This is a genomic window from Nostoc sp. (assembly GCF_036919615.1).
Classification (GTDB): Bacteria; Cyanobacteriota; Cyanobacteriia; order Cyanobacteriales; family Nostocaceae; genus Nostoc.
On record NZ_JBALCN010000062.1, the window covers coordinates 51,839 to 64,682 of the forward strand.

At 43.6% G+C, this 12,844-nt stretch carries 9 protein-coding genes; 7 read left to right on the forward strand and 2 right to left on the reverse strand.

Annotated elements, in window-relative coordinates:
* Positions 1–77: 77 nt before the first annotated feature.
* A complete protein-coding gene (locus V7K48_RS18585) occupies positions 78–1,730 on the reverse strand; it encodes a mechanosensitive ion channel (protein ID WP_335074712.1) in 1,653 nt (550 codons plus the stop codon).
* Positions 1,731–1,930: 200 nt separating this feature from the next.
* On the opposite strand from V7K48_RS18585, the gene V7K48_RS18590 reads away from it, so the two are divergent.
* Positions 1,931–2,374, forward strand: a complete 444-nt coding sequence (locus V7K48_RS18590; RefSeq protein ID WP_335074713.1) for an SRPBCC family protein — start codon at positions 1,931–1,933, stop codon at positions 2,372–2,374.
* A 406-nt stretch (positions 2,375–2,780) separates the two neighbouring features.
* Entirely contained in the window at positions 2,781–3,371 is a 591-nt protein-coding gene (locus tag V7K48_RS18595) for a DVUA0089 family protein (RefSeq protein ID WP_335074714.1), read from the forward strand.
* Positions 3,372–3,448: 77 nt separating this feature from the next.
* Here the strand turns inward: V7K48_RS18595 and V7K48_RS18600 are convergent, their stop codons facing one another.
* The gene (locus tag V7K48_RS18600; RefSeq protein ID WP_335074715.1) at positions 3,449–4,273 is read right to left on the reverse strand and encodes a SirB1 family protein; all 825 of its coding nucleotides are present in this window, start codon (positions 4,271–4,273) and stop codon (positions 3,449–3,451) included.
* 1,086 nt (positions 4,274–5,359) lie between these two features.
* Here V7K48_RS18600 and V7K48_RS18605 point away from each other — a divergent pair.
* From V7K48_RS18605 to V7K48_RS18625, 5 genes are all read left to right on the forward strand, one after another.
* A complete protein-coding gene (locus V7K48_RS18605) occupies positions 5,360–6,031 on the forward strand; it encodes a PEP-CTERM sorting domain-containing protein (protein WP_335074716.1) in 672 nt (223 codons plus the stop codon).
* Between the two features lie 402 nt (positions 6,032–6,433).
* Positions 6,434–7,882: a F0F1 ATP synthase subunit beta gene (atpD, locus tag V7K48_RS18610; RefSeq protein WP_335074717.1), complete on the forward strand. Its 1,449-nt coding sequence runs from the start codon at positions 6,434–6,436 to the stop codon at positions 7,880–7,882.
* Positions 7,883–8,037: 155 nt separating this feature from the next.
* The gene (gene atpC / locus V7K48_RS18615; RefSeq protein ID WP_334972452.1) at positions 8,038–8,451 is read left to right on the forward strand and encodes an ATP synthase F1 subunit epsilon; all 414 of its coding nucleotides are present in this window, start codon (positions 8,038–8,040) and stop codon (positions 8,449–8,451) included.
* Between the two features lie 152 nt (positions 8,452–8,603).
* Positions 8,604–10,760: an SPFH domain-containing protein gene (locus tag V7K48_RS18620; RefSeq protein ID WP_335074718.1), complete on the forward strand. Its 2,157-nt coding sequence runs from the start codon at positions 8,604–8,606 to the stop codon at positions 10,758–10,760.
* A gap of 279 nt (positions 10,761–11,039) precedes the next feature.
* Positions 11,040–12,836: a serine/threonine-protein kinase gene (locus tag V7K48_RS18625; protein WP_335074719.1), complete on the forward strand. Its 1,797-nt coding sequence runs from the start codon at positions 11,040–11,042 to the stop codon at positions 12,834–12,836.
* Positions 12,837–12,844 lie beyond the last annotated feature (8 nt).

The following is a 12,844-nucleotide window of genomic DNA, read 5'->3' on the forward strand; positions in this document are numbered from 1 at the left end:
GATAGATTTTCTCCACTACTGATGCTTAAGGCAGCACTTTCCTTTCTTTACAGACGAAATTACGCCTTCATCAACTTTTAATTTCTACCTTTGAAAGAGTTTAGCCATTCTTGAACTTGTTCGCGGGCAATATCGCGCCCCCCAAGACCAAAAGCTAGGGCAATAGCAACTGCGATCGCACCTAGTAAAAGTCCAAAAGCTAAATTCACAATATCACTGGCAACTCCAATCTGTTGCAGTGCCATTGCCGAGACTAAGGCAATGATGGCAATCCGCGCCACTTGACCCAAAATCTGGGCTTGGCGTTCGCCGGAACTGGTAATGATGTTAAAAGCCAGATTTGCCAGGAATAAGCCAATGGCAAATATTACCAATCCTGCCAAAATTCGTCCGAATATGATCACAATACCAGACACTAATGCTGTCAGGGCTGGAATATTCAAGATATTCACCGCCGCCACGGTTGCAAACAGCATGATCCCCACTAAAGCAACAATACCTGCAATTTCCGATGGCGTGCGGCTTGGAATCGGGGGAGTTGTTGATTCTGTTGAAATTACAATTCGTCTGCTGGGTGTTGTCAGACCCAGTATGCTGAAAATGTTATTAAAGCCTAAATTGGTGAGGATACTTGTAATCAGATCCGCGATAAACCGCCCGATAAAATAGGCAACAATCCAAATTGCCACGGCTGTAAAGATGGCTGGGAGGGCGTTGAGAACCTGTTGCAGCATTGCGATCGCCGGGATAGATATCGCATCAATTCGCAAGGCATTCAGCGCTGCGATCGCTACAGGAATCAAAATCAGAACATAGACAATTGTGCCGATAATACTCGATAGAGGTTGCACTCCCGCAGTCGCAGATAATCCCAACCGACTACCTAAATTGTCGATGCCAGTTGTCGCCAGCAAGTTCGTCACAATCCGCCGTACCACATTAGCGATGAACCAGCCAACTACACCAATTAATATCGCCGCTAAAATGTTTGGCAGAATTAGCAGAACTTCTGTAATTAGAGCTTGTACTGGTTGTAGAGCCTGCTGTAGTCCCAGAGTATCCAAAACTGGGGCGAGAAACAGTAAAAATATAAACCAATACAGAGCGTTGCCAATTGTCTGACTCAGAGACAGCTGATTGAGGCTGGGTGCCCTGTCTGCTGGTTCTGGATTCAAACGCTCATCTAGGTTAAATGCCTGTAATGAGCGCACAGTGATAATCTTCACAATGGTCGCCAAAAACCAGGCGGTTACCAAAAGGATTCCCGCACCAACCAACTTTGGCAAAAAGCCAATAAGTTGATTGAGAAAATTATTCAGGGGTCGAGACGCTATCTCCAGATCCAATGTCTGTAAAACAGCTACCGCCGTTAACAGAATAATGCTCCAAAAGACTAAGCTAGAGATTAATTTCTCCACTTGGGGAACATCTTGACGACCCGTTATCCCTGCGGCAATGCGGTTATCTATGTTTGTGCGATTGAGGATTCCTCGTGTCACTGCCGCTGCGATCGCCGCAATTAGCCAACCTACTAACAAAATTGCCACTGCCCCCAGCAAACGGGGTATAAACAGAATCAACTGTTGAACAATACCTTGCACATCAGCGATTCCTTGATTGACTGCTGGTTGCGTCAGTTGCAGGCTGGGCGATTGTGCCAAAAATTGCTGCACCCTGGTGGACAAAGCAACTTCTATTACCTGGGTTATTCCTTGCCAAGTTGTGTTCATGGTTTTCGGGAATTAAGCTTAAGTATTCGCCACAAACACTGAGTTAGTGTTTTGCCTATCAATTTACCAGTAAAAACGTACATCTATGGTATTGATATCAAGAGTAATTTTTGACTTTGTTACCAAATATTTGATTTAATCTACTGGCAATGGCGAATTTTGCGTTACTCTAATTGCAGCAACAGCACCAAAGATGTGGAATGTCCCAAGTTTTGGAACAATCGATTCAAATTAACGCTACAGCTACGGTGGTGGAGCGTTGTATTAGCGATTTAACCCTCATGCACCGTTGGCTCAACCCTGTCCTCCGTTGCGAACCTGTGGGCGAAGTTTGGAGTACCGATGTCGGCAGTCAAAGTCGTTTTATCATTCAAATTCCTTTACTAAAACCCACCTTGAATAGCGTAGTTGTGGAACGACAACCGGGTTTAGTTGTTTGGGAATTTCAGGGATTTTTTCACGGGCGCGATCGCTGGGAATGTCAGCCCACAGAAAAAGGAACCCTTCTACTCAACCGCTTTGAGTACGATATCCCTAACCCCTTAATTAGTTGGGGTTTCAACACCTTTGCTGCGTCTTGGACAAAAGAAGATATGCAATCCCAGCTGCGCCGCCTCAAAAGAGTAGCAGAAGAACAAGAATAATTCGATCATTGGTCTATTAACTAGTTATGAACTTTGGTTCATGTCCAATAGTCCAATTCGTTCAAAAGGGACTGAAATCCTTTTTAACAAAAGATGTAGGAGGCAGTATTCCTACTGCCTTCTTCACAAGACTTTTGCTATGACCCTTAGAATTCATTTTGAAGCAGTTGTTGAGAATAGGGCTTCATGATTACCTTAAGTATAAACACAGGTTCTAACCTCTGTAGATGAGGTTGCAAGCCTTTTAAAGTGCGTGTTCTTACGTTCGGTTCCCCAAATTAGTAGCTTTATTTATCAGTGAATTTTCTATAAAGTAGGTAAAAATGTTTTCAGTCTTCAGAGATACATATTAGTATCAAAGCGTTGAAAGCAGATAAAAAGATTAGTTTCTAGGGTAAATAACAGAATGGCTACTGTAAATATTTTGACACATTTATCACTGACTATAGTGGGAGCAGCAGTTATTGCACTCGGAGCAGCAGGAAGCGCACAAGCTAAGACTTATAATGAAGTGGGTGATGCAGGTAAGACTTTAAAAACCGCCCAAAATCTTCCTGGTGGAATTAATGTCATCAAAGGAACTATCTCTTCTAAGAACGGTGCTGATCTCTTTTCTTTCTTTTGGAATAGTGGGCGATTCAAAGCTACGACAGTCGATGGTGCATCCTTCGATACTATACTAGAACTGTTTGATTCGTCAGGTACGCTAATCGCTCTGAACGACGATTCTAAGGATACGAAGCAATCCACTCTCAATGAGTTTTTGGATACTGGTGAGTACTTGTTAGGAATATCATCCTTCGCCAACTTTGCCCTATCTGCTTCTAGTTATGGTGATATTGCCCCTGGTTTTTCTTCTGGCGATTACTCTATTAGCCTAAACAAGAAGACTGCTTCTGTTCCTGAACCCACTTCTCTCATTAGTATCTTAGGCTTAGGTGCTTTCGGCATTACCTCTGTTCGCAAGCGTAAACAACAAGCCGCAGTTAAGGCATAAGTATCAATTTTTATTTTAGTCGTTTAATTTAACTAACCACTGCTGTGTCAATATGGTGCTGACACAGCATTTTTGATTTAATCATTCTTACGCAACTTAGCAAGCAACTGCCGAATCACAAATGCATCGTCGGCATCAGGAACTTTTGCTAAATAATTTTCTAAGTCGTCTATGGCTTGGGGGTAGTAACCGAGTTGATAGTAGATCAAACCGCGATCGCGCAATTCTAGAGTTAAACCAGGAAACAATAACAAAATTCGTTCAACCACTGCCAGTGTTTTTTTTAACTCTTGCTGTTTGAGGTAAATAAATTTTAAATTTGTCAGCATCCGTGCCAAAAATTGCCGATGACTGACTACGGCTAAAAATTCTGGTTGTAGCGTCACAGGTTGCTGATAAAGTTGAGACAGTCGTTCTTCGCAATCTTGGGCAAATATTATTTCACCGCTACTGAAAGCATCGACGAAAATCTCTATATCTGGAATATCTGGGCGGATCAGGAAATGTCCTGGCATTCCCACACCCACCATCGGAAAATCAATCCGTCGAGCAACCTCCAGGTAAACCAGTGCTAAGGTAATGGGAATCCCCAATCGGCGGTCAATTACATCATTGAAAAAGCTATTGCGCGGGTCGTAATAGTCAATTTTATTACCAGAAAACTTTAAATCATCGTAGAGATACTGGTTAATACTTTGAACTATCCGCAAAGGATATCGTGAGTCAGGCAGGCGTTCTTGAAGCTCCCATGCCATTGTATCAAGGGAATTGAGATATTCCTCTGGATCTAGGTTGGGATATTCTTCTTGTGCAATATACAAAGCTGCCTTTGCTAAATCAATGCCCTCGTCAGGCTGCTGAATCTCTTGGTAAAAATATTGTCGTGCTGACGAGTAATTCATAAGCTGTTGCTCGGTGGAGGTGTGAGGATAAAGCCTAAACTAGCAAAAACCGCAGGCATCGCGGCTTGGCTAAACTGAAAACATTTTTCTGTACCTATTTTTATATTAGGGATATTTCAGAAGATTAGGAAATGTAGGTTGTACATAGGTTTCATGAAATAAACCTATCCAGGGGATGAAAATGGGTAATATAGCTATTTTTTATTGACTAAAATGCATATTTATAGTAACAGCCATCCTAAATTCGCCTTAATCTGGTGCATTAGGCTAAAGCCATAACACACCCTAACTTTTGATTTACTTTATTAAATGGTCTGTTAGTAATTATTGATTGCTTAGATTCCGAAATGGTGTTGAGAGCATGTGTATTAACTATTTGAATGAAATGGTATAGTACTCTGCTCTTTCTGCGATCTGCTAGGGAGAGCAGATTTTTTATATAAGCTTTTCTAAGCTAATCTAGCAAGCGTTAGCGTTAGCGTAGCCTAAGAAGAGAAGCTCGCCGCAGGCATCGCTACCCTAAGTTTTTAACCGCTGTGGTTTTCATCGCTAGGTATCATAACAGTGTATTACTACAATGTTCTTAAGTCTAGATTCTGATTACATAGCCATATTTACGCATAATTACGTTGATAAAACTATCTTAAAGCAACAACTTAATTTTACAAAGCTTAAGTCAATATTCACTTGATACTACGTATATAAGTCCTGTCAAATCTGGGTTTTAACTGCTATTTAATCTAATTTAGAATATATTTGTTATGTGAATACACGCAAACGTTATCGACACTAAATAATTTTTTTACTAATCTAAGTAAATAAGCAAGTGAGGAAAACACTGGTAATAATTTCCTTAATAACTAGAAGACTAAAGCTAAGTTCTAAGCTTTAGTCATTTTCACTAGTTGCTTATATCTGCGATCGCAGCAAAAGGCTAAACCCTTACTGATCACAGGGGGAATTTATGCCTAATTTTGCTGAAAAATTCGAGTGCAATCACAACTGAGTTTATCAGCATTAATCGACAGTCATTAGTTGTCGTTTGGAAGAATACACACCTTTGGGATTTTTGAGGAAACTAGAATCATGAACAAATCAATTGTTTTCAAAAGCTTAAATAAGATTGGTATAGCATTAACAGCCTTGACTGCAATCGGATTTGCTACTACAAATTCTGCTAGCGCCGCAACAGTTACAACCCTCTTACAGGATGATTTTAATCAAGAAAATAACGGTGTTGGCACTTTAAATTACAATCAGTTTGCCAACTTTGATGTTATAAACGGATCTGTGGACTTGATTGGAAATGGTTTTTTTGATTTCCTTCCTGGTAACGGACTATATGTAGATCTGGATGGATCAACATTTCTAGCTGGTACACTTCAATCTAAAACAACATTTAACTTTCAACCAGGAGACATAGTTAACCTCAGCTTCCAGCTTGCTGGGAACCAACGAAATGCCATGATTGACCCTGTCACCGTAACTCTGGGGAATTTGTTTAACGAAACATTTTCCCTACCCCCATCGCAAGGGTTTACAACCATTAGCCGAAGTTTTACCGTTGCTTCTGCAACAAGTGCCACATTAAATTTCCGGGAGACTGGCACGGATAATATTGGATTGCTGCTTGACAATGTCACGTTGACTAAATCAGTTCCTGAACCTGGTTCAATTATGGGTCTTCTGGCTTTCGGTGCTTTCGGTGCTACTTCACTTTGCAAGCGCAAACAACAGCAATCTGCAACTAACGCCTAAATTATTCACCCAGATTTAAGTCTATCCATAGTCTCTAACTGCCGTGTTCGCTGCAAGACACGGCAATTTTTTATTTTGATAATCATTTGGGGACACCATACTGCAATTTTGTAGCGGAAGGAACCCCATTCCAAGTCTGGTGATTGAGTACTGAGTATAAATTACTAAAAATTTTGTAGCAGGTCTTAATTAGCCACTAAATTCTCTCAATCCTCAATCCCGAATACAAATTTCTGCTGCCTATTGGAGAATATAGCCTAATCCTACTTGAGGACAGCCATCTTAAGGATCAATTTATGGCGTAGAGTGGGGGCATTCAGTGCTAATCTGAAAGGTGACATTGCTTAATTTTATGTCTTTTACGACCTTATCTGAAATCTAGCTTCAATCATTAGGCGCAGCATGGTCACAACCGCAGAAAAAACAAACATTGGCTACATTACCCAAATCATTGGCCCAGTTGTAGACGTTAAATTTCCCGGCGGGAAATTGCCAAAAATCTACAACGCTTTGAAAATCATTGGCACCAACGAAGCTGGACAGGAAATCAACCTCACCGTTGAAGTACAGCAACTGCTGGGCGACAACCAGGTGCGGACTGTTGCGATGAGTTCTACCGAAGGCTTAGTGCGCGGTCTGGAAGTCACCGATACAGGCGCTTCCATCAGCGTACCAGTTGGTAAAGGCACTTTGGGTCGGATTTTGAACGTCCTTGGCGAACCTGTGGACAACAGGGGCCCTGTAAATGCTGAGGCAATTTTACCCATCCACCGCTCTGCTCCCAAATTCACCGACCTGGAAACCAAACCTTCGGTGTTTGAGACTGGGATTAAAGTTGTTGACCTTCTGACTCCCTATCGACGCGGCGGTAAGATTGGTCTGTTCGGCGGTGCTGGTGTTGGTAAGACCGTGATCATGATGGAGTTGATCAACAACATCGCTACCCAGCACGGTGGAGTATCCGTTTTTGCTGGCGTGGGTGAGCGTACCCGTGAAGGCAATGACCTCTACAACGAAATGATGGAATCTGGGGTAATCAATAAAGACAGCCTCAAGGACTCAAAGATTACTCTAGTCTACGGTCAAATGAACGAACCACCCGGAGCGAGAATGCGGGTTGGTCTGTCGGGATTGACAGTAGCAGAATACTTCCGGGATGTGAACAAGCAGGATGTGCTGCTGTTTATTGACAACATTTTTCGGTTTGTACAAGCAGGTTCAGAAGTATCGGCGCTACTGGGTCGGATGCCCTCAGCAGTAGGATATCAGCCCACATTGGGAACCGACGTGGGTGAACTGCAAGAGCGGATTACCTCGACTACAGAGGGTTCTATTACCTCGATTCAGGCAGTGTACGTCCCTGCGGACGACCTCACTGACCCCGCACCTGCTACTACCTTCGCCCACTTGGACGGAACAACAGTGCTGTCTCGTGGTTTGGCAGCTAAGGGAATTTATCCCGCAGTTGACCCCCTTGGTTCGACTTCCACGATGCTCCAGCCCAACATTGTTGGTGACGAACACTACACTACCGCTCGGGCAGTGCAATCAACTCTGCAACGTTATAAAGAACTCCAAGACATTATCGCCATTCTCGGTCTAGATGAATTGTCTGAAGAAGACCGTCTGATCGTAGCGCGGGCCCGGAAAGTTGAGCGTTTCTTGTCCCAGCCGTTCTTTGTGGCAGAAGTATTCACCGGTTCTCCTGGTAAGTATGTGAAGTTGGAAGACACTATCAAAGGTTTCCAAAAGATTCTGTCTGGTGAGTTGGATGCTCTGCCAGAACAGGCTTTCTACTTGGTGGGCGATATTAACGAAGCGATCGCCAAAGCTGAAAAAATCAAAGGTTAGTCATTAGTCAGAGACGCGATTAATCGCGTCTGTACATTAGTCATTAGTGCGATCGCTAATGACTAGTGGCAAAAGACAAAAGACAAAACGCAAAGTCTGAGCGTCGGCTGACGGCGAACAGAACTTTGTAAGAGAAGACAAAGGACAAACGACAAATGACATTAACCGTTCGTGTAATTTCCCCAGATAAAACAGTATGGGATGCCCCAGCTGAAGAAGTCGTTTTGCCTAGCACTACTGGTCAACTAGGTATCCTAACTGGACACGCACCACTTTTGACCGCCCTGGATACTGGTGTAATGCGAGTCCGCGCTGCTAAAAATCAGAATTGGGAAGCGATCGCTCTTTTGGGTGGCTTTGCCGAAGTTGAAGACAATGAAGTGACAATTCTGGTTAACGGCGCTGAACGTGGCGACAAAATTAACCTAGAAGAAGCTCGTGCTGCTTACAACCAAGCAGAAGCGCGTCTAAGTCAAGTGTCAGCAGACGATCGCCAAGCCCAAATCCAGACAACCCAAGCTTTCAAACGGGCCCGCGCTCGGTTTCAAGCGGCTGGCGGTTTGGTCTAATTTAATTTCTATTTCAACTTTGTAGGTTGGGCAATATCCAACCTACAAGATATTTATTAATTTTTTAAAAAATTACGCTAAGTTTAAGAAATCGAGGCAAGCCTTGTTGAAGTGTTAAGTTAACTAATTAGTTGCCCTTTTGGGCAAAAATTATGAAAAGCTTTTCATCTTTGCTTGGTAAGCATAAACAAAATAGGGTAGCTCGTTTTGCAGCATCTATCGTAGCAATATTGGCGATCGCTGCGCCAACGTCTTCTCTACGAGACGCTACGCGAATGGCGATCGCTAGTAGTGTTCATTCTGCCAATGCTATTCCTGTAAAAACAGCTACTGCAAAAGAAATCACTTCGGCATCAGTCCAGCTAAATCAGACCAAACCAAATATTGCCCAGTTACAAATTAGCAGGACTCAATATCAAGCTGCTGGAATTGATCCTTTTATACTAATCCCCATTGTCCTTGTCGGCGGTTTGGTCGTTTTCGTCCCCCTATTCTTTGGCGGACTTGTAGTCATTGGTGAACGTGAAGCGGGCATTGTAGTTAGAAAATTTACCCTTTCCGGGCGCGGAATCCCAGCCGGAGGGCTGATTGCCCTTAACGGTGAAGCTGGCTTACAAGCAGATACTCTGGCTCCTGGATGGCACTGGGGCTATTGGCCTTGGCAATATTCTGTAAAGAAAGAGCCAGTAATTGTCGTTCCTCAAGGTGAAATCGCCTTGATTGTGGCAGCTGACGGCGCATCCAATCCACCAGAGCGCATCCTGGGTAAAATCGTCGATTGTGACAATTTCCAAGATGCTCGGAAATTCCTCACCCAAGGCGGGGAAAAAGGGCGGCAAATGGGTTTTCTCACGGCTGGTACGTACCGCATCAATACTGCCCTATTTAAAGTCATCTTGGCATCAAACGCCAGCGCTCATGGGATGACTCCAGAACAGTTACGCGTGTATAGCTTACCATCTGATAAAGTTGGTATTGTCACTACTTTGGATGGTATGCCGATTCCTAGTGGTGAAATTGCCGGCCCGATAATTGAGGGACACAACAACTTCCAAAATGGTCAAAAATTCATCCAGGGCGGTGGGCGACGCGGCTTGCAAGAGCAGATTCTGCTTTCTGGTTCTTGGAATTTAAATCCTTGGTTTGTCAGTATTGAGCCAGTACCCATGACCGAAATTCCGATTGGGTATGTAGGTGTGGTTATTTCCTTTGTGGGTAAGGCCCATCAAGATGTCAGCGGTGCAGCCTTCACCCACGGTAACTTAGTTAATTCTGGACATAAAGGCGTATGGGTTGAACCACTATATCCTGGTAAGCACCCGTTGAACACACGTGTGATGAAAATAGAGCTAGTGCCAACCATTAACATAGTCCTGAACTGGGCTGATTGGACTGAGCGACATAAGTATGATGCCGAGTTGGAAGCTTTGACTGTACGTTCTAAAGATGGGTTTGGCTTCAATTTAGAAGTATCACAAATTATCCATGTAGGGGCTTTAGATGCTCCGAAGGTAATTTCTCGTGTCGGCTCAATGCAAAATTTGGTTGATAATGTTCTAGAGCCAAGCATCGGTAATTATTTCCGCAACTCAGCCCAAAACTGTACAGTACTAGACTTCTTGAACGCTCGGAGTGAGCGTCAAGCTGAAGCATCTGAGTATATTAGAACGGCGCTACGGGCTTATGACGTGCAAGCAATTGATACCCTAATTGGCAATATTCAACCACCAGCGTCATTAATGCAGACACAGACAGATCGGAAAATTGCTGAAGAAGAACGCAAGACTTATGAAGTCCAGCAGATGGCGCAAACCCAACGGCAGCAGCTTGTCCGGGAAACGGCACTGGCTGACATCCAACAAGAAATGGTGAAATCGGAGCAGAGTGTACATATTGCTGACCTACAAGCCCAAGCCCAAATCAAGCAGGCGAACGGTGAAGCTGAGGGGACAAAACTCCGGGCAATTGCTGAAGCTGAAGGTATTCGGGCCACAGGTAACGCCAAAGCTGAAACCTACCGCACTGGTGTGGAAGCCTTGGGGCCACAAGGTTATACAGCAATGCAACTAATGCAGATTATAGGCGATCGCAATGTCCGCTTGATTCCAGATGTCTTAGTTGGCAGCAACGGTAGCAATAACGGCTTAGTGGATGGGCTACTATCCATGATTTTATGGAATCAAACTGGTAAGGGTGAATTGACACCAACACCTTTGCATGCAGAACCAGTAGTTACCAAAGCCCAACCAACCGCGGAAAACGGTCTTCCACCTATAATTGTGAATTTCCCGGCGGATAAGTCAACTTAATGTTAAACGGGCGGTTAGAAACCGCGTCTATACAGACAAAACCCACCTCCGTGGGTTTGAAACCTTCAATTTTTCCTTAGTTAAAAGGGCGGTTAGAAACCGCGTCTATACAGACAAAACCCACCTCCGTGGGTTTGAAACCTTCAATTTTTCCTTAGTCCGCCTTCGCGGACTATCCTTCCCTACGGGACGCTACGCGAACGGGAAAGCCAAGAGCGAAGGTTTGTGTAGCCGCGAATTTTATTCGCCTTAGCTGGCTGTAACTCTGACGGAGAAGTTTTGCTTTTACAAGAACGTTATCGTTTACTCAAACTGATTGGTCAAGGGGGATTCTGCAAAACCTTCCTCGCTGTAGACGAGGGTCAGTTTCCTCCAGTCCCTTGCATCGTTCAAGAATTCTTGCTCAAAAACGAAACACCTAAAAAATTTGAGCAAAAGGCGCAACAGTTAGAGGAATTAGGGAACCATCCCCAAATTCCCGCTTTGTTGGCTTATTTCCAGCATGACGGGCATTTTTATTTAGTGCAGGAGTTTATTGCAGGCACTAATTTAGCCCAAGTGGTTGAGGAGGAAGGTGCTTTCAATGAAACTCAGATTTGGCAACTCTTAGAAGATGTGTTGCCAGTTTTTCAGTTTATTAGCGATCGCCATATCATCCACCGCGATATCAAACCCCACAATATCATCCGTAGATCCCCAATTACCAAGAAGGGGGATTTAATCATAGTCGATTTTACCACTGCGAAAATCGTCACCGAAATTGATCGGCTAACATCTGAAACCAGTATTGGCAGTCCAGAATACGCTGCACCAGAACAAGCGAGGGGAAAAGCGGTTTTTGCTAGTGACTTATATAGCTTAGGTGTAAGTTGCATTTACTTACTTACTCAGATTTCTCCCTTTGATTTATTTGATATTGCTAACGATTGTTGGGTCTGGCAACAATATCTTACTACTAAGGTAAGCGATCGCTTGGCGCAAATCCTCGACAAGCTGCTGCAAAATGCTATTAACCGTCGCTTTCAATCAGCTGATGAAGTTATGCAAGCAATGGGTATGGAATCTAAAATCCAAGTTGCGCTGTCAGCGCACCAAAGGTGCGATCCAAAATCCAAAATCCAAAATCCTCCTTGGCGATGCTTGCATACCCTAACTGGGCATTCTGGGACATTGAGTAGTGTGAATGCCCTTGCCATCAGTCCTGACAGTAACACTTTAGCTAGTGCTAGTGATGATAAAAGTGTTAAATTGTGGGATTTAAATACCCAAAAAGTCCTAGCTAGCTTATCAGGACATTCCCAAGCTGTTAAATCAGTCGCCTTCAGTCTTGATGGGAAAATTCTGGCAACTGCTAGCGATGATAAAACTATCAAATTGTGGCAGGTTGAGACATTAGAGGAAATCTGCACTCTCTTGGGACACTTACACGCTGTAAAATCAGTTGCTTTTAGTCCAGATGGGCAGATTCTCGCTAGTGGTAGCTCGGATAAGACGGTCAAACTCTGGGATGTAAATACTCGCACAGAAATTGATACCATAACTGGACACAAATTACAAGTAAATTCAGTGGCATTTAGTCCCCAAGGACAGCTTTTAGCCAGCGCTAGTTATGACAGAACAATTCGCTTGTGGCGGATACCTATATTAGAAGGTTTTCAGAGAGAACTTCAAAACCACCCATGCTATAGCTTGTTAAGCACCCTTTCGGGTCATGCATGGGCGGTTTTGACAGTCGCTTTTAGTCCTGATGGTCAAATTTTGGCGACGGGTAGTGATGATAACACTATTAAATTGTGGGGGGTAAACACTGGTCAGCTAATTTGCACACTTGTAGGCCATTCTTGGTCTGTGGTGGCTGTGGCTTTTACTGCCGATGGCGAAACGCTCCTAAGTGCAAGTTGCGACAAAACAGTTAAACTTTGGAGGGTAAGCACAGCAGAAGAGATTGTTACTCTCTCTGGTCATGTAGACTCAGTATCTGCTGTTGCTGTGAGCAAAGTTACACAATTAATTGCAAGTGGTAGCAGGGACAAAACTATCAAACTGTGGCAGCTTGTAGAACAGCACGATCGCTAATATTGTAA